The organism is Streptomyces sp. NPDC042100 (assembly GCF_055582325.1).
Genome location: NZ_JBVJDK010000019.1, coordinates 58,997 through 76,391, shown reverse-complemented (window position 1 = coordinate 76,391; position 17,395 = coordinate 58,997). Strand labels below are relative to the sequence as shown.

The 17,395-nt window shown below is 77.0% G+C and carries 14 protein-coding genes; 7 read left to right on the top strand and 7 right to left on the bottom strand.

Annotated features, from left to right (window positions below):
* Positions 1-55: 55 nt before the first annotated feature.
* On the bottom strand, positions 56-2,074 hold the full coding sequence (locus ACZ6J5_RS32215; RefSeq protein WP_469397366.1) for an ATP-binding protein: 2,019 nt from the start codon (positions 2,072-2,074) through the stop codon (positions 56-58).
* A 266-nt stretch (positions 2,075-2,340) separates the two neighbouring features.
* Between ACZ6J5_RS32215 and ACZ6J5_RS32210 the strand changes: the two genes are divergently transcribed.
* The 6 genes from ACZ6J5_RS32210 to ACZ6J5_RS32185 all read left to right on the top strand — a co-directional run bounded on the left by ACZ6J5_RS32210 (position 2,341) and on the right by ACZ6J5_RS32185 (position 8,271).
* Complete coding sequence (locus ACZ6J5_RS32210) at positions 2,341-3,714, top strand: cryptochrome/photolyase family protein (RefSeq protein WP_469397365.1); 1,374 nt, start codon at positions 2,341-2,343, stop codon at positions 3,712-3,714.
* Between the two features lie 136 nt (positions 3,715-3,850).
* Complete coding sequence (locus ACZ6J5_RS32205; protein WP_469397363.1) at positions 3,851-4,582, top strand: sigma-70 family RNA polymerase sigma factor; 732 nt, start codon at positions 3,851-3,853, stop codon at positions 4,580-4,582.
* A 2-nt stretch (positions 4,583-4,584) separates the two neighbouring features.
* Positions 4,585-5,364: an NAD(P)-binding protein gene (locus ACZ6J5_RS32200; protein WP_469397361.1), complete on the top strand. Its 780-nt coding sequence runs from the start codon at positions 4,585-4,587 to the stop codon at positions 5,362-5,364.
* Positions 5,361-6,212, top strand: coding sequence for a DUF1365 domain-containing protein (locus ACZ6J5_RS32195; RefSeq protein WP_469397360.1), 852 nt, complete (start codon positions 5,361-5,363; stop codon positions 6,210-6,212). Before ACZ6J5_RS32200 ends, ACZ6J5_RS32195 begins: the two co-directional genes overlap by 4 nt.
* Positions 6,209-7,528 carry a class I SAM-dependent methyltransferase gene (locus tag ACZ6J5_RS32190; protein ID WP_469397359.1) on the top strand — a complete coding sequence of 440 codons (1,320 nt, stop codon included), beginning with the start codon at positions 6,209-6,211 and terminating at the stop codon, positions 7,526-7,528. The genes ACZ6J5_RS32195 and ACZ6J5_RS32190 overlap by 4 nt, the downstream gene beginning before the upstream one ends.
* Positions 7,525-8,271 carry a DUF1295 domain-containing protein gene (locus ACZ6J5_RS32185; RefSeq protein WP_469397357.1) on the top strand — a complete coding sequence of 249 codons (747 nt, stop codon included), beginning with the start codon at positions 7,525-7,527 and terminating at the stop codon, positions 8,269-8,271. The genes ACZ6J5_RS32190 and ACZ6J5_RS32185 overlap by 4 nt, the downstream gene beginning before the upstream one ends.
* Here the strand turns inward: ACZ6J5_RS32185 and ACZ6J5_RS32180 are convergent.
* The 4 genes from ACZ6J5_RS32180 to ACZ6J5_RS32165 form a co-directional block, all read right to left on the bottom strand.
* A complete protein-coding gene (locus ACZ6J5_RS32180; RefSeq protein ID WP_469397355.1) occupies positions 8,268-9,257 on the bottom strand; it encodes a MerR family transcriptional regulator in 990 nt (329 codons plus the stop codon). The two genes, ACZ6J5_RS32185 and ACZ6J5_RS32180, sit on opposite strands and share 4 nt — an antisense overlap.
* Before the next feature lie 91 nt (positions 9,258-9,348).
* Positions 9,349-10,389: a bile acid:sodium symporter gene (locus ACZ6J5_RS32175; protein ID WP_469397415.1), complete on the bottom strand. Its 1,041-nt coding sequence runs from the start codon at positions 10,387-10,389 to the stop codon at positions 9,349-9,351.
* Positions 10,390-10,446: 57 nt separating this feature from the next.
* Positions 10,447-11,271 carry an SDR family NAD(P)-dependent oxidoreductase gene (locus ACZ6J5_RS32170; RefSeq protein WP_469397353.1) on the bottom strand — a complete coding sequence of 275 codons (825 nt, stop codon included), beginning with the start codon at positions 11,269-11,271 and terminating at the stop codon, positions 10,447-10,449.
* 259 nt (positions 11,272-11,530) lie between these two features.
* The gene (locus ACZ6J5_RS32165; RefSeq protein WP_469397413.1) at positions 11,531-14,269 is read right to left on the bottom strand and encodes an FAD/NAD(P)-binding protein; all 2,739 of its coding nucleotides are present in this window, start codon (positions 14,267-14,269) and stop codon (positions 11,531-11,533) included.
* Between the two features lie 182 nt (positions 14,270-14,451).
* Between ACZ6J5_RS32165 and ACZ6J5_RS32160 the strand changes: the two genes are divergently transcribed.
* The gene (locus ACZ6J5_RS32160; RefSeq protein ID WP_362471422.1) at positions 14,452-14,913 is read left to right on the top strand and encodes an RrF2 family transcriptional regulator; all 462 of its coding nucleotides are present in this window, start codon (positions 14,452-14,454) and stop codon (positions 14,911-14,913) included.
* A 24-nt stretch (positions 14,914-14,937) separates the two neighbouring features.
* Here ACZ6J5_RS32160 and ACZ6J5_RS32155 read toward each other — a convergent pair whose 3' ends face one another.
* Positions 14,938-15,984 (bottom strand): TolB-like translocation protein, encoded by a 1,047-nt coding sequence (locus ACZ6J5_RS32155; RefSeq protein WP_469397352.1) that lies wholly within the window; start codon positions 15,982-15,984, stop codon positions 14,938-14,940.
* A complete protein-coding gene (locus ACZ6J5_RS32150; protein ID WP_469397350.1) occupies positions 15,981-17,279 on the bottom strand; it encodes an MFS transporter in 1,299 nt (432 codons plus the stop codon). The genes ACZ6J5_RS32155 and ACZ6J5_RS32150 overlap by 4 nt, the downstream gene beginning before the upstream one ends.
* Between the last annotated feature and the right edge of the window lie 116 nt (positions 17,280-17,395).

Here is a 17,395-nt window from a genome sequence, read left to right as displayed (position 1 = left end):
CCCCGTCCTCGCCCGCCCCCGCCGCCCGTCCGCCCCCGTCACCCGTCCGCCCCGCTCATCCCGCCAGCATCGCCTCCAGCGTCACGAACGGGTCCGACAGCCGCGCCAGGCCGTACGCGCTCTCGTACGCCCCGTCGCCGATCTGCCGCCGTGCCGCCTCCTCGGCCCGCTGCCGCAGCGGCAGCAGCTCCGGGGTGCCCCGCTGCGGGTGCCCGACCATCTCCCAGAACACCATGCCCGCCCCGTACGCCACCGCCGCGTCCTCGCCCCGCTCCAGCGCCGCCAGCGCCACCGCCAGCAGGTCGAGGCCCAGGCCGAGGCCGAAGGCGTCGCCGATCAGGCGCTTGCCGCGCAGCATCGCCCGGGAGTGCGCGACGGCGTCGGCGGCCCGCTCCTCCATCAGCGCTATCACCGCGAGCTGGTACTCGGTGTACGAGCGCGTCCAGTGCTCGCCCGCCGCGAGGGAGTCGTCCCGCAGCGTCTCCGCCTCGGCGCGGGCCGTGCCGAGGGAGCCGGAGGCGGTCAGGGCGAACACCCGCACCAGCCGGCAGCGCGCCACCGCCGCCTCGCCGCCGCGCGGCCCGGCCAGGGCCTCGTCGGCGACGGCCAGCGCGTTGTGCGGCCGGCCGCGCAGCAGCATCACCAGGCCCCGGAGGTACGCGGCGTCGGCCAGCAGGGTCGGGTCCCCGGCCCGTACGGCCTCCTCGTCCGCCCGCCCGGCCAGCCGTGCCGCCGTGTCGTACTCGCCGCGCAGGCTGCGCACCACGCCCAGCGCCCAGCACAGCTTCGCCATCACGGCGGGGGGCCCGGAGACCAGTTGCAGGCACTCCTCCAAGTAGTGCGAGGCCTCGTGCAGATGCCCCGAGCAGGCCCAGAAGAAGCCGGCCGCCCCGGCCAGTTCGGCGGCCCGGTGCGGGTCGGTCGCCAGCAGGTGCTCCAGCGCGGTGCTCAGGTCGCCGTAGTGCGCGGTCAGCCGCGCGGCGGCGTCCGTCTGCCCGGGGCCCCACCACGCGCGCTCGGCGGCCAGCGCCCGCTGGTGGAAGTGCCGGGCGTGCCGGTCGGCCGTCGTCCGCGTCTCGCCGAGCTCCGCCAGCCACAGGGCGCCGTACTCACGGACCGTGTCGTACACGTGCACCCGCCCGCCCGCGAGCGTGATCACGCTCTTGCGGGCCAGCCCGTCGAGCGCCCGCGCCAGCGCCGGCCCGGTCAGCGGCCCGCCGGCGCAGACCAGGGTCACGTCGTCCACGGTGGCGCCCGAGCGGAACACCGACAGCCGCGCCCACAGCAGGCGTTCGGGAGGCGTGCACAGCTCGTGGCTCCAGCCGATGGTGGTGCGCAGCGCCTGGTGCCGCGCGGGCCGCACCGTGCTGTCGGGGCCTTCGGCGAGCGCGAGCCGGCCGCGCAGCAGCCGGGCCATCGCCGGCACCGGCCGGTCCCGCAGCCGGGCGGCGGCGAGCTCCAGGGCCAGCGGCACGCCCTCCAGCCAGCGGCACACCTCGGCCGCCGCGACCAGGTCCTCGGGCCGCGTCCACCGGACGCCGACGGCCTCGGCCCGCAGCCTGAACAGGTCCATCGCCTCGGAGTCGGGCGCCAGCGGGCCGACGGGGACAACCGTCTCGCCGGCCGTGCCCAGCGGTTCGCGGCTGGTCGCCAGCACGACGAGGGCGGGGCAGCGGTCCAGGAGCAGCTCGACCAGCGCCCGGCAGGCGGTCAGCACGTGCTCGCAGGAGTCCAGCACCAGCAGGACGCGGCGGTCGCCGATCCAGTCGGCCAGCGTGTCCGCCGGATCGCCGGGGGAGTGGTCCGAGAGACCACACGCGTCGGCGACCAGGGAGGTCACGAGCGCGGGACCGCTCAACGACCAGAGCGGTACCCAGTGCACCCCCGCCCGCTCCCGTTCCCGTTCCCGGTCCCCTTCCTCCGCCGCGACCCGGGCGGCGAGGCGGGACTTGCCGATGCCGCCCATGCCCACCAGCGTCACGAGCCGGCGGGTGCGCAGCAGGGCGGTGATCTCCCCGATGGCCCGTTCCCGGCCGACGAACGGCCCGCTCTCCGGCGGCGTCCAACTCTCCATGCCCGCATTCTGGAGCAGGAGAGGCACCCTTCCGACCAGGAACGGCGAAGAACCGGTCGGTTCCGGCCGAGTGCATCCGGGGCGCCACGCCGGGGCGAAGACGGACACGGGGGGCCGCGAGCGGTACCCCTGCCGGGGACGCGCACGCACACCGGCGCGTTCCGCAGCCGGAACTCCGTAGCCAGAGCACGTACCTCGAACCCCGTACCTCGAACCCCGTACCTCGAACCCCGTATCCCCGCACAGCCCGCACCAGGGAGGGCGCGATGACCGTCTCCGTCGTTCTGTACACCTCCGACCTCAGGGTCCACGACCACCCGCCGCTCAAGGCCGCCCTCGAAGGGGCCGAGGAGGTGGTGCCGGTGTTCGTCCGCGACCCGGCCGTGGACCGGGCCGGGTTCGCCGCGCCCAACCGGCTCGCCTTCCTCGCCGACTGCCTCGCCGACCTGGACCGGGAGCTCGCCCGGCGCGGCGGCCGGCTGGTGCTGCGGGAGGGCGACACCGTCGAGGAGGTGCTCGCCCTGGTGCGGCGGACCGAGGCCGACGAGGTGCACATGGCGGCGGGCGTCACGGCCTTCGCCGGGGACCGGGAGGCCCGGCTGCGCAAGGCGCTGGAGGACGACGGACGGCGGCTGTACGTGCACGACGGCGTCGTCACCGTCGTGCCGCCCGGCGAGGTCCTGCCGCAGGGCTCCGACCACTTCGCGGTGTTCACGCCCTACCACCGGCGCTGGTCCGCCGAGCCGGTCCGCGCCCCGCTGCCCGCCCCGAAGGCGCTGCGGGTGCCGTCCGACCTGCGGTCCGCGCCGTTGCCGAGCCGTGCGGGGGTCGCCGGGGTGTCGCCCGCGCTCGCCGTCGGGGGCGAGAGCGCGGGGCGGGCGCGGCTCGCCTCCTGGCTGGGGGAGCACCTCGACGCGTACGAGGAGCGCCACGACGACCTCGCGGGCGACGTGACCTCCCGCCTCTCGCCGTACCTCCACTTCGGCGCGCTCTCCGCGACGGAGGCGGTGCACCGGGCCCGACGGCGCGGCGGCGCGGGTGCCGACGCCTTCGTGCGGCAGCTGTGCTGGCGGGACTTCCACCACCAGGTGCTGGCCGCGCGCCCCGGGGCGGCGGGCGCGGACTACCGGACGCGGCGGGACCACTGGCGGCGGGGCGCGGGGGCGGACGCGGACTTCGCCGCGTGGCGGGAGGGGCGGACGGGCTTCCCGGTCGTGGACGCCGCCATGCGGCAGCTCGCCCACGAGGGGTGGATGCACAACCGGGGCCGGCTGATCACCGCCTCCTTCCTGACGAAGACGCTCCGGATCGACTGGCGGGAGGGCGCCCGGCACTTCCTGGGCCTGCTGGTGGACGGCGACGTGGCGAACAACCAGCTCAACTGGCAGTGGGCGGCGGGCACCGGCACGGACACCCGGCCGAACCGGGTCCTCAACCCCGTGCGCCAGGCCCGGCGTTACGACCCCGACGGCGCGTACGTGCGGCGCTGGGTGCCCGAGCTCGCCGGGCTCGACGGCGCGGCCGTCCACGAGCCCTGGCGGCTCGTCGGGCTCGACCGGGCGTCCCTGGACTACCCGGACCCGCTGGTGGACCTCGCCGAGGCGCGGGAGCGCTTCCTGGAGGACCGGGGCGGGGTCTGAGCGGGCACGCGGCGCGTCGTCGGCGGGATGATCGATGCGTAAACGATGCGAGTTGTGACGGAGGTCACGGCCGCCGGAACGTGGAGAGCGCAGGGACCCGTGAGGTCCCGGCGCCGCCCCCGCCGAAGGAACCGCCATGGCCACCACCCGGAGCCCCGAGAACCGGGCCGCCGCACCCCGGCTCCCCGCCTCGCCGCCCGCGTCCACCGCGCTCCCGTCCGCCGAGCCCGCGTCCGCCTCCCTCCCGTCCGCCGAGCCCGCGTCCACCGAGCTCCCGCCGGACGAGCCCGCGTCCGCCGACGCCCGCATCGCCCTCGGCCTCGTCCGCGGCGACGAGGCAGCCCTGGCCGCCGCCTACCACCGCTGGGGCCGGGCCGTGCACGCGCTCGCCGCGCGTGCCCTGGGAGACCCGAGAGAGGCCGAGGACGTCACCCAGCAGGTGTTCGTGGCCGCCTGGCGCGGCCGGGCCGGGTTCCGGCCCGAGCGGGGCACGCTGCCGGCCTGGCTCACCGGGATCACCCGCCGCAAGACAGCCGACGCGCTCGCCGCCCGCACCCGCCGCACCGAGCTCGCCGCGGCCCTCGGCGCCGCCCTGGAGCACGAGGACCCGGCCGACCGGGCCCCCGAACGGCTCCTCGACCGGATCGTCGTCACCGAGCAGCTTGCCCGGCTGCCCCGGGTCCAGCGCGACGTGCTGGCCCTCGCCTACTTCGCCGACCTCACCCAGGCGCAGATCGCCGACCGCACCGGCCTGCCCCTCGGCACCGTCAAGAGCCACGTCCGGCGCGGCCTGGTGCGGATGCGCGGCGGCCTCGCCCCCGCCCCCGCCGCCTCCCGAGGCCGGCGCCCGTCGTACGAGGGAGGGTGACCGTGAACGCGCCGGCGAACGCGCCGACCGTCGCCGTGGTCGGCGCCGGAGTGGCCGGCCTCACCGCCGCCCACCTGCTGTCCCGCACGCGCGAGGTCGTCCCGTACGAGGCGGCGGACCGGCTCGGCGGCCACGCGCACACCCACGAGCTGCCCGCCCCCGAGGGCGGGATCCTGCGCGTGGACACCGGCTTCATCGTCCACAACGAGCGCACCTACCCCCACCTGCTCAGCCTCTTCCGCGAACTCGGCGTCGCCACCCAGGACTCCGAGATGAGCATGTCGGTGCGGTGTGAGGGCTGCGGCCTGGAGTACGCCGGGGCGCGCGGCGCCCGGGGCCTGCTCGGCGGCGGCAACCTCCGGCGCGGCCGGCACCTGCGGACACTCGCCGAGGTGCCCCGCTTCCACCGCGCCGCGCGCCGGCTGCCGCGCTCCCCGCACGCCCGGGCCTCCTGGAACTACCTGCTGCCCTCCTGCGCCGCCCGCCCCGACGCCGTGCGGGTCAGCTACGACCTGAACCGGCTCCAGCGGCTCCCCACCGGCGCGCCGCACATCGTCACCCTCAACCCCGGCGACCGCGTCGACGAGAGCACCGTCCTCGCCCGCATGACGTACGAACACCCCGTCCACACCCCGGAGTCGGTGGCCGCGCAGGCCCTGCTGCCCACCCTGCGCACCCCCGTCACCGCGTACGCGGGGGCCTATCACGGCTGGGGCTTCCACGAGGACGGCTGCCGTTCCGGCGTCGAGGCCGCCCGGCACCTGGGGGCGGTCCCGCGATGACCTCCCCGGCGCCCCAGAACTGGCCGAAACCCGCCCCCGTATCCGCCGCCTCGGCGGGCCCCGCACCCGCCCCCGGGCAGGCGCCCCCGGCCGCCCCCGCCCTCTACGAGGCGGAGGTCGCGCACACGCGCGTCACGCCCTTCCGGTACGCGCTCCGCCACCGCACCTACCTGTGGCTCGTGGACCTCGACGCGCTCCCCGTGCTGCCCCGCCCGCTGCGCCCGCTCGCCCGCTTCGACCCGCGCGACCACTTCGACGGCACCGCCCCCACCCTGCGCGCCGGTCTCGACGCCTGGCTGGCGGCGCGGGGCGTGCCGGACGCGGGCGGGCGGGTGCTGATGCTCGCCCACGCCCGCGTCCTCGGCCACGTCTTCAACCCGCTCACCCTCTACTGGTGCCACGACCCCCCCGGCCGCCCCGTCCGGGTCGTCGCCGAGGTCCACAACACCTACGGCGGGCGCCACGCCTATCTGCTGCACCCCGACGCGCGGGACCGCGCCGAGACGCCGAAGACCTTCTACGTCTCGCCGTTCCTCGACACGGAAGGCGCGTACCGGATGCGGCTGCCGCTGCCCGGGCCCCGGCTCGACCTGACCGTCCAGCTCCGGTACGGCGACGGCTCGCGCCCGCTGACGGCCACCGTGCGCGGCACCCGCCGCCCCGCCCGCCCCGCCACCCTCCTGGCCGCCGCGCTGCGGCACCCCTGGTCGACCGCCGCCGTCTCGCTCGGCATCCGCCGCCACGGCGTCCGGCTGTACCTCAAGGGCCTCCGCCCCCGCCCCCGCCCCCGTACCGCCGTCCCCTGCCCAGCACCCGCCCCGCACGCCCCGCAGGAAGGCACCCCGTGACCCCCTCGCCCCTCCCGGCGGCGCCGCCCACCGCCCCCGCCGGGCACCTCGCGGTGGACCCCGGCCGCTGGCCGGACGTCGCCCGCCTCCCGCGCGCCTCCGCCGTCCGGACGGCCGTCGCCCGCCGCCTCGTCGGGCGCGCCCTCGACCGGCTGCCCCTGCGGATACGGACCGGCCCCCTCCCGGCGCCCCCCGAACAGCGCCGGAGCGGCGAGCCCGCGCCCGTGCCGACGCTCACCCTCCACGACCCGGACGCCTTCCACCGCAGGATCGGCGCCGACGGCCTGATCGGCTTCGGCGAGTCGTATCTGGCCGGCGAGTGGGACGCCGACGACCTCGTGGGCGTCCTCACCGTCCTCGCCCGCCACGTCGACGACCTGGTGCCCGCCCCGCTGCGCCGCCTCCGGGGCGCTTGGGTGCGGCGCAGGCCCACCGCCGACCGCAACACCCCCGACGGCGCCCGCGCGAACATCCACCGCCACTACGACCTCTCCAACGAGCTGTTCGCCCTCTTCCTCGACCCCGGACTCGGCTACTCCAGCGCGCTGTTCGACCCGCTGCCCGCCGGGCCGGAGCTCCTCCCCGACGCCGTCTTCACCGCCGCCCAGCACCGCAAGATCGACCGGCTCCTCGACCTGGCGGAGACCGGCCCGGGCACCGAGCTCCTGGAGATCGGCACCGGCTGGGGCGAACTCGCGATCCGCGCCGCCGCCCGAGGCGCCCGCGTCCGCACCGTCACCCTCTCCGCCGAGCAGCTCGACCTCGCCCGCCGCCGGGTCGCCGCCGCCGGGTACGCCGACCGCGTCGACGTCGAACTCCGCGACTACCGGCGGGTGGAGGGGCGGTACGACGCCGTCGTCAGCGTCGAGATGATCGAGGCGGTCGGCGCCGAGTTCTGGCCCGACTACTTCGCCGCGCTCCGCCGCCTGCTGGCCCCCGGCGGGCGGGTCGCCCTCCAGGCGATCACCATGGAGCACGACCGGATGCTGGCGACGGCCCGCACCCACACCTGGATCAGCAAGTACGTGTTCCCCGGCGGGCTGATCCCCTCGCCGCGGGCCATCGCCCGCGAGAGCGCGCGGGCGGGCCTGCGTATCACCGACGACGCGGGCTACGGGGCCCACTACGCCGAGACGCTCCACCAGTGGCGCGGCCGCTTCCTCGCCGCGCGGGAGGCGGTCGACGCGCTCGGCTTCGACCCGGTCTTCCGGCGCATGTGGGAGTTCTACCTCGCCTACTCCGAGGCCGGATTCCGCTCCGGCTACCTCGACGTGCGGCAGCTCCGGCTCACCGCCGACGCCCCGGAGGCGCCATGAGCGGCATCGACGGCGGCACCCTCGGCCTCGTCCTCGCCGCGTCGGCCGCCGCGGCGTTCGGCGTGATGCTCGCGGCCTTCGCCGTCGGCACCGCCCGGGGCCTGCACCGGACCGTCGACGTCGCTTGGGGGCTCGCCTTCGCGCTCGCCACCTGCCTGTGGGGGCTGCGGCTCGCCGTCCACATCGCCCGGCGCGGACGCGGCCACGGCGAGGACCCCCGCTACACGCGGATGCTGTCCCGCGCGCGCGGCAACCCCACCCTGTACGCGCTGCGGAAGGTGTACCTGCTCCAAGGCGCCCTGGTCTGGCTGGTCTCGCTGCCCGTGCAGGTCGCGGTCCTGCTGCCCGGACCGCTGGGCGTGACGGGCGCGGCGGGGCTCGCGGTGTGGGCGGTGGGGCTCGGCTTCGAGGCGGTCGGCGACCGGCAGCTCGCCCGCTTCAAGGCCGACCCGGCGCACCGGGGCCGGATCATGGACCGGGGGCTGTGGTCCTGGACCCGCCACCCCAACTACTTCGGCGACTTCCTCGTCTGGTGGGGCCTCTACCTGACGGCCTGCGCCGACTGGCGCACCGCCCTGGCGACCCTGGTGTCGCCGCTGTTCATGAGCGCCCTGCTGGTCTGGGGGAGCGGCAAGCGCCTCCTGGAGGCCCACATGGCCGACCGGCCGGGGTACGCGGCCTACCGGGCCCGCACCAGCGGCTTCCTGCCCCGCCCGCCGCGCCGCCCGGCGTCCGGACCCTAGGGTCCGTCCCGGCCGCCGTCCCCCTCGCCGTACAGCCGGGCGATCACCCCGATCGCCTCGCGCAGCCCTGTCGGGCGCACCGTGCCCGGGCCGGGCGGCCGGCCCAGCCAGCCGGGGCCCGCGAGGAGCACCAGGGGTGCCGTCCGGGCCCCGCGCACCCCGAACGCCGTGGCGGCCACGTGCCGGGCCAGCGCGTGGTGCGCGGTCGAGCGGGACTGGGACCACAGGACGACGGCGGCGGGGCCCGAGCGGCGGACCGCCGCGTCCAGGGCCTCGGCGGGCACGGCGGCGCCGAACATCCGGATCGGCAGGCCGCGTTCGGCGAGCCCGGCGGCCAGCGCCTCCAACGGCAGGGTGTGCTGCTCGCCGGGCACGCAGGCCAGCACCACGGGGGCCGCCGGGGGTGCCCCGGCCGGTCCGGCGGCGGCGCCGCGCCGCAGGGCGGTGGAGACGTGCCAGGAGAGCAGGTGCTCCACCTCGACGTAACGGTCGTCCGAGGACTCCCACTTGCGGCCCACCGCGTGCAGCGTCGGGACCATGACCTCCTCCCAGGCGGTCACCAGCCCGTACTCCGCCAGCACCTGCCGGAGCAGCGCGTCCATCGCCGGACCGTCCAGCCGGACGGCCGCCCGCGCGAGCCCCCGGCACTCCTGCCGCACGTCGCCCAGCGGCAGCCCGCCGCCGGGCCCCGCGCGCCGGGCCGGGGCCGGGTCCGCCGGGCCGGGCGGCACCGGAGCGGACCGCTCCCGCCGGACGGCCCGCGCCGCCTCGGCGGGCGGGACCCCGGAGGCCGTCAGCCGGCACATCTCCTCCAGCATCGCCACGTCCCCGGGGCTCCACCGGCGGTGCCGCCCGTCGGCCCGGACGGCCGGGCCGATCCCGTAGCGCTGGTCCCAGGAGCGCACCGTGGTGGGGGAGACACCGAGGCGCCGCGCGAGGGCGCCCGTCGTGATCCCGTGCTCCGCTTCGGACCGTCCAGCCGTCATGCCTTCCACCATACGACGCACGATCGACGCGACAGGCCGACTCCGAGGCCGAGTGGGGCCGGGACGGGGGCCGGTGCCGCCCCGGCACCGCTCAGCGGCGGCGCCGGGGGATCCGCGTCGCCGTCTGGGCCGCGATCTTCTGGGCCAGGCTGTAGGCCAGGATCGGCAGGAGCACCTGCGGCCGCTGGGCGAAGCAGGTGGCGGCGAGGGCCGCCGCCGCGCTGCTGTTGTTCATGCCGGTGGCCAGCGAGAGCGAGACCGCCGCCGGGCCGTCGCAGCGGGTCCAGGCGGAGGTCCACCGGCCGCACCGGAAGCCGAGGAAGCAGACCGCCGCGGCGGCGACGGGCGCCACGACGAGGAGGTCCGGGTCGGGATGGGCCAGCGCGCGGCCCAGGGCGCCGGTCGCGTTGACGTAGCAGAGCAGCAGGACGTTCAGGAGGTTCACGGCCTTGACGGCGGGCAGCGCGCGGCGGACGGCCCGCTCGCCGAGCACGGCCCGGGCGCCCATCCCCGCCAGGCACGGCAGGACCACGGCGACGACCGCGAAGGCGCCCGCGCCGGTCCGGGCGATCCCGTCGATGGTCGTCGTGTCGTCCAGCGTCCCGAGCCCCGCCGGGCCGACGACCCGCCCGGCCAGGTAGATCGTGGCCGGGACGGTGAGCGGGCTGAGCAGCGTGGAGCCGACGACGGTCGCGACGGCCAGCGGCATGTCGCCGCCCGCGTTCTGCGCCCAGGACGCGGCGCCGCCCGCGATCGGCATGGCCAGGACCAGCAGCAGCCCGACGAGCAGCCCTTCCGCCTCCGCCGCGTCCGGCCACAGCGACAGCGCCGCCGCGGCGAGCGGCAGCACCGCGAGCGGCAGCAGGGCGTTCGCGGCGACCCCGAGGCCCGCCCGCAGCGGGCGCCGGGCCACCGCCCGCAGCTCGGCGAGCCGCACGCCGAGACCGGCGTTGAACACCATCAGGGCCAGCAGCGCCATCGGCAGCGTCAGCCGCCCGGCGCCGCCCGGCAGCGGAGTCCCCAGCCGGCGCAGCGCCTCCCCGGGCCCGGGGAGGACGGCCGCCAGCGCGTAGCAGGCCAGCATCAGTCCCAGCAGCCTGCGCTGCGCAGCCGCGAGCACCCGCGCGAACATCACACGCCGGAGCGTAGTCGACGCGGAGCGTAGTGACGGGCCTCGGGGGTGCGGGGCTCAGCCGCGCGGTTCGACGCGGAAGTCGAAGCCCAGCGTGCCCGGGTCCAGCGCCGTCGTCCCGCCGTCGACCGTCAGGGTCGCGCCGTTCACGAAGGACGCGGCGGGGGACAGCAGCCAGGCCACCGCCTCGGCGACCTCGCGCGGCTCGGCCGGGCGACCCGCCGGCAGCGGCCGGGTCACCTCCCCGTACGCCGCCTCGACGCCGCCCGTCCCGTCCGCGCCCGCCCCCAGCCCGGCCTTCTCGGCGAAGCGGCTCATCCGCCGGTCCGCCATGTCGGTGCGCACCCAGCTCGGGCACACCGTGTTGGCACGCAGACCCCGGTCCGCGTAGTCGATCGCCAGCGAGCGGCAGAGCTGGAGCAGCGCCGCCTTCGAGGTCGCGTAGGCGGCGCTGCCGACGCCCGCCCGGAGCGCCGACACGGACGCGACCGCGACCACCGCGCCGCGCGCCTCCAGGAGGTGCGGCAGGGCGGCCCGCAGCAGGTGGAACGGGCCCGTGAGATTGGTGGACATGACGGACTCCCAGTCCTCCAGCGTCACCGTGCCGACGCTCCCGCCGCGCCCGATGCCCGCGTTGAGGACCAGGCCGTCGAGCCGCCCGTAGGTGTCCACGGCCGTCTCGACCAGGGCCGCCACGGCCGCCGGGTCAGTGATGTCGGACGGCACGGGCAGCGCCCCCGACTCCGCCGCCACGAGCCGCAGCGGCTCGGGGCGGCGGCCGGACACCACCACGTGGTGCCCCGCCTCGCGCAGCAGCCGCGCGGTGGCGGCGCCGATGCCCGTCCCGCCGCCGGTCACCAGATACACCCGCTGCTCAGCCATGCCGTGGCCCTCCGTAGCCGTCCACGCCGGACCCGTCGCCCCGGCGGCGGGCCCGATCCTACGAGGACGGCGCGACCATGAAGGGCCGTCAGGGCCTCAGGGCGTAGGTCCCTGAGGCTGCAGGTCCCTCAGGTCCCTCAGGTCCCTCAGGTCCCTCAGGTCCCTGAGACCGCAAGCCCCGCAGATCCCGCAGATCCCACAGATCCCCCAGGCCCCTGAGGCCGCAAGCCCCCCAGGTCCCCCAGATCCCCCGGGTCCCTCACGCCCCCAGCCCCGTCAGCCTGCGCCGGTCCAGGGGGGAGGCGCGGCGGTCCAGGCGCCGCTCCAACAGGTCCCGGGCGTCGTCCCGGTCGCCGCTCTCCACCAGGGCGTACAGCAGCGTCTCCTCGATCACCTCGCGCTGCGCCGCGCTGCCGCCCACCCGGCGCAGCGAGGGCAGCACCTCGCGCAGCCCGCGCACCGCCGTGTGCCACTCCTCCTCCAGGACCGCCTCCAGGGCGCCGCACAGCGGGGCGACCACCTCCCGCTGCACCAGGTCCGCGCCCGCCGCGTGCGCCCGCAGCCGGCGCAGCGCGGGCAGGTCGCCCGCCGCCGTCAGGGCCACCGCGCCGTGCAGGGCGGTGAACGCGGTCGCGGGGCGCTCGACCAGCTCCCGGGCGACCGCGTCGAGCACGCCGTCGGCCGGCACCCGACCGGACCAGTTCTGCGCCATCCGGGCCCGCCACAGCAGCGAGCCGGAGTCGACGAGCGCCCGCACCCCGCTGACCTGGCCCGGGGCGAGCTGCGCGTACCAGCGGCGGCGCACCGCCGCGGCATCGTCCAGGGCGAGTTCGTGCAGCGCCACGTGCCAGGAGAAGTGCGCCCGGTGCACCGCGCCGCGCCCCTGCGCGCCGATCCAGCCGTCGAGCCAGTCGCGGCCGGCCCGGTGGTCGCCCGACTCGTAGTGCACGTGGGCGAGGGCGTGCACGGCGTGCCCGGAGGCGGGTTCGGCGGCGAGCGCCGCGCGCGCCAGCTCGCCCGCCTCCTCGACGCGCCCCTGTTCCTGCCGTACGAAGGACAGCAGCGAGGTGTGGAACCAGTGCCCCCCGTAGGTGTCCGAGGTGCCCTCCACCAGGCGGCGGGCCAGCGAGCCGTCCAGGTCCCCGACGCCGGAGAAGGCGATCGTCGGCACCGCGACCGCCAGCGCGAACGCGTCGCCCGGGAAGCGCTCCAGGTGCGCGACGAGCGCCTCGTCCCCGGCGTCCGCGCCGGCGGCTCCCGGCGCGTGCGCCTCGACCCGGCGCGTCACCATCTCCACGAACGAGCGCTCCCGCTCGTCCCCGCGCTCCCGCACGCTCCGCTGCGCGTCCGCGAGCTCCCGCGCCACGTCGACGTCGGCCCCGCACTCGTGCCCCAGCAGGGCGAGCGCGGCGTGCCCGAGGGCGAAGCCGGGGTCGAGCTCGGTGGCGCGCGCGAAGGCCTCCGCCGCCTTCGCCCGTACGGTGATCACCCGGCCGAGCCCGCCCCGGAACGAGGCCGCCGCGGCGGCGTGCGTCGACAGCGGGAGCCCGAACTGGTCGACGGGCCTGCGCCGGACCGGTCGTCGCGGGGCGCCGCCGAACGGGGCGAGGACGGCTTCGGCGACCTCCTTCGCCTGGGCGCGGATCTCGGGGATCGCGGTCGTCTCCCACAGCTCGCCGCGCCGGGGCGCGCCCAGCGTGAACAGCGCGCGCTCCGCGCGCCCCGCCGGGCCGAGGAGCCGGCCGCCCTCGGTGGCGACCCCGATGCCCAGCGGGCCGGGCACCGCGAGCCCGTCGGCGAGCAGTCCGGCCCACAGCGGGTCGCCCCCGGCGTCGGCGCGCAGCCCGGGGCCCGTGCAGTCCACGACCCACGCGGCGCGCAGCGTGCGGCCGTCGGTGAGGGCGACGGTGAGTCCGCCGTCCTCGCGGGCGGCGGCGGAGGCGATCCGGCCGGAGTGGATCCGCAGCCGGCGGGCGGCGCGGGCGCGGGTGATCGTCTCGGCGGTGGAGGGGGCCATCCGGTGCCGGTGCACGTTCCAGGGGGTGGCGTCGCGGCCGAGGAACTCCGCCCGCTCGTCGTCGGTCAGCCCCTGCCACAACTGCCCGATCCAGGGCCGGAGTCCGTCGAAGGCGGGCCGCCAGTCGCCGTGCGTGCGGCGGGTCTCGGCGACGTACCGCAGCACCTCGCGGCGGAGCCGGGCGAAGGGGAGCACGGCCAGGTCGCGGGGCGGCAGCACGGCCTGGAGCGGCGCGAGGGCGTGCGGCTGCGGCAGCAGGCCGGTGCGGGAGACGGCGTGCACGGTGCGGCCGGGCCGGTCGAGGACGAGGGCGAGGTCCACGGCGGTGAGCCCGGTGCCGACGAGGACGACGTCGTCGGTGTCGCCGATCGGGCCGAGCGCGCCGGGCGCCCAGGGACGCGCGATGAAGCGCTCCGAGCCGCGCAGCTCCGCCGGGGCCCACTCCGAGCGGCCGGGTGCCGGGCCGGTGGCGAGCACCACGCTGTCCGCCGTCACCGTGCCGCCGTCCGCCAGGCTCAGTTCGAGACGCCCGCCGGCGGCCTCGGCGCAGCCGGTGGCCCGGGTGCGCAGCCGCCGTACGGAGACGGTGCCGTGCGCGGTGATGATGGCGCGGCCGAGGGTGTCGGCGAGGTAGGAGCCGTAGCGGTGGCGGGAGGCGAAGTCGGCCGCCGTGACGGTGGGTTCGCCGTGGCGGCAGAGCCAGCGGCGGAAGTGGCCGGGGTCGTCCGGGTAGCAGCTCATGCCGCCGACGGGCACGTTCAGCCGGTGCTCGGCGGCCTCCGTGGAGTAGGCGACGCCCCGTCCCGCCTCCGCCGCCGGGTCGATCAGCACCAGGTCGAGCGGGGTGCGACGGCGGGCCGCCGCCTCGCACAGCTGGACGGCGACGAGCGCGCCGGCCGCGCCCGCTCCGACGACCGCGACGACGGGGCGCGACCGCCCGGGGGCGGCGGGCGCGGGGGGCTCGGGCGAGGGAGCGGACACCACGGTCACTTCGGACACCTCCGGGTCGGCGGGACTGCTGCGCGGGTGAAGTTCACTATGTCGATGAACAAAGTGGAGTGGCAATGCGGCTTCCGGACAACCGGCCACGCCCGCCGGACCCGGGGCGGCTGCGGCACGGAGCGCGGAACAGAGCGCGGGACAGGGCGTGAGACATTGAGGGGGTGAGGATCTCAGCGCGAACGGACTACGCCATCCGTGCCATGGCGGAACTGGCCGGCGGTCGGGACCGCCCGCTGAAGGCCGAGGACATCGCGGGGCGCCAGGACATCCCCGTCCGGTTCCTCTTCGTCGTCCTCAGCGATCTGCGGCAGGCCCGGCTGGTCTCCAGCGTGCGGGGTCCCGACGGCGGTTACGCGCTGACCAGACCCCCCGAGGAGATCACCGTCGCGGACGTCATCCGGGCCATGGACGGCCCGCTCGTCAGCGTCCGCGACCTCAAGCTGACCGGCCTGGAGTACCAGGGCGCCGCCGCGCCGATGCCGGACGTCTGGCGGGCCGTACGGGCCAGCCTGCGCCAGGTCCTGGAGGGCACCACCCTCGCCGACCTGGCCGCCGGGACCCTGCCCGAGCTCGTACGGGAACGGGCCCGCGAGTACACCGACGACGTGCGCACCTATCCGTAGCGCGGTAGGGCCGTAGGGGCGGTCCTAGCGCCCCGGCGTCGCGCGCGGCGGCGCCTGCGCCTCCGTCAGGAACACCTTCGGGGCGCCCGACCCGTCGGCGGGCACGGTCCAGACGTCCTCCACGCCCGTACGCCCCTCGGTGGCGGGCAGCGCGTAGGAGAGGGTGCGGTCGTCGAGCCAGACGGCCTGGTCGTCCACGCTGCGCCGCTCGGCGAGCGCGGTCGACGCGCGGGTCCGCAGGTCCATCACGTGCTCGCGCCACAGCGCCGCCGTTCCCAGCACCCGCTTCTTGTACGCGATCCTGGTGCCGTCCGGGGAGAGCGAGGGGCACTCGACGTTCTCCGCCAGGGTCGTGACGCTGCGCCCGGCGACCGAACCCCGGACGAGGTACGTCTTGTCGCGGGTGCTGAGAGTGGCGTAGAAGGTGTCGTCGTCGGTCGCGAAGGTCACGCCCCAGAAGTTCACGTCCGCGGCCCGGTAGGGGCTCCCGTCGAGGGTGATCGCGAACTCCTCCAGGTTGGTGGCCAGTTTCCAGCCACGCGTGTCCAGGATCGAGGTCCGGGTGGAGAAGAACGCGCTGCCGTACGACTCGCCCTTCACGAACACCGTCCAGGCGGCCAGCCGGCCGCTGGGGGAGACCCGGGCCCGGCTCGGGATGCCCGCCAGCGGATAGCTGCGCAGGGTGTTCAGTCCCGCGTCGAGGACCTGCGCCCGGTAGGCGGGGCGGCCCAGGACGGTGGTGGCCTGGAGGCAGACACCGGTCCCGGCGGCCGAGTGGAAGCGCAGGCAGGAGACGTCCGAGGCGGTCCGGGTCGCCCCGGCGGGCGCCCCGGAGGCCGGGACCGAGACCAGCCGGTCGCGCTGCGGGCCGGCGGCCATGTTGCGGAAGACCAGCCGGTCCGGCTGGGCCAGGCTCACCTTCCCGGCCGCGAACGCCGGCCCGCCCGCCCGGGGCGTGTTCTCCTCGGCGGCCCGGTCGGCCGCCGACAGCACCGACCAGGCGCCGACCCCGGCGAGGACCAGCACCCCGACGGCGAGGACCAGCAGGCGGCGCAGCGGGGTGAGGCTCATCGTGGATCTCCTGTCGGGCGCAGTACGGCTCCGGCGACGGCCGCGCAGCAGGCGAGGCCGACGGCGGCCGAGGCGAGCGCGGGGCCGTCGCCCCAGGCGGCCCAGACCGCGCCGAAGAGCAGGGAGCAGCAGAAGCGGGCCAGCGCCTGGCCGGTGCCGACCAGCGCGATGCCGCTGGCCCGCAGCCGCTCGGGCACCACGGCGGCGACGGCGGCGGGCAGCACGCCGTCGGTGGCGGCGTAGAACACCCCGTGCAGGCCGAGCACCAGATACGGCAGGGCCGGCAGGTCCGGCGCCCACAGCAGCAGCCCGTAGCCGAGCAGCAGGGCCGCGTGTCCGGCGAGGAACACCGTGCGCCGCCCGATCCGGTCGGCGAGGCGCCCGGCGGGCAGCGCGAGCAGCAGGAAGACGGCCGCCGTGCCGAGCGGCAGCAGCGGGAACAGCTGCTCCGGCACGCCCGTGCGGCGTTGCAGCAGCAGATAGAGGAACGCGTCGCTCACCGTCGTCAGCCCGAGCAGCACCGCGCAGCCGAACAGCGCCCGCAGCCGCCGCCCCCGCAGCAGCCCGAACGCGGCCCGCAGATCGGGGCGTTCGGGGGTGGGGGTGGGGTGGGGGCCGGGGGTGAGGGTGGGGGCAGGGGCGGTGGCCGCCGCGGAGGTGGCCTTCTTTCCGCTCGGAACGAAAAGAACCAGCACCAGGACCCCCAGCGCCGCCACGCAGCCGCTCACCGCGAACACCGCGTCGTAGCCGCCCACCGCCACGCTCAGGATCAGGAAGGCGAGGACCGGGCCGAGCAGCGCCCCCGTGGTGTCCATCGCCCGGTGCAGGCCGAAGGCCCGGCCCTGGCGCTCCGGCGGCACCGAGAGCGAGATCAGGGCGTCCCGGGGCGCCGTGCGCAGCCCCTTGCCGGTGCGGTCCAGCGCCAGCGCGACCCCCAGCGTGCCCAGGTTGCCCACCAGCAACAGCGGCTTCACCAGCGCCGACAGGCCGTAACCGACGCCCGCGATCAGCTTGTGGTCGCGTACCCGGTCGGCGAGGTGCCCGCCGGTCAGCTGGACCAGGGCGCTCACCCCGTTCTGCACCCCGTCGAGCATCCCGAAGCCCAGCGGGCTCAGTCCCAGCCCCATGACCAGGTACAGCGGCAGCACCGCCGTCACCATCTCCGTGGAGACGTCCGTGATCAGGCTGACCGTGCCGAGGGCCAGCACGGTCGGGGACACCGCCCGGGCCGTGCCGCGCAGACGGTCCTGCGCGGAGCTCGCCCCCTGGGGCGCGGAACGGTCGGCCAGATACACGGTGAAGAACCCCAACTGCCGGGAGCGGGTGAGCGCGCGCCCACTGTAACCGCTGCCCGCCCGGGAGTTAGGCGGGATCGGTGCGGCTTAGCGACTGCTTGCCACCAATTCCACGA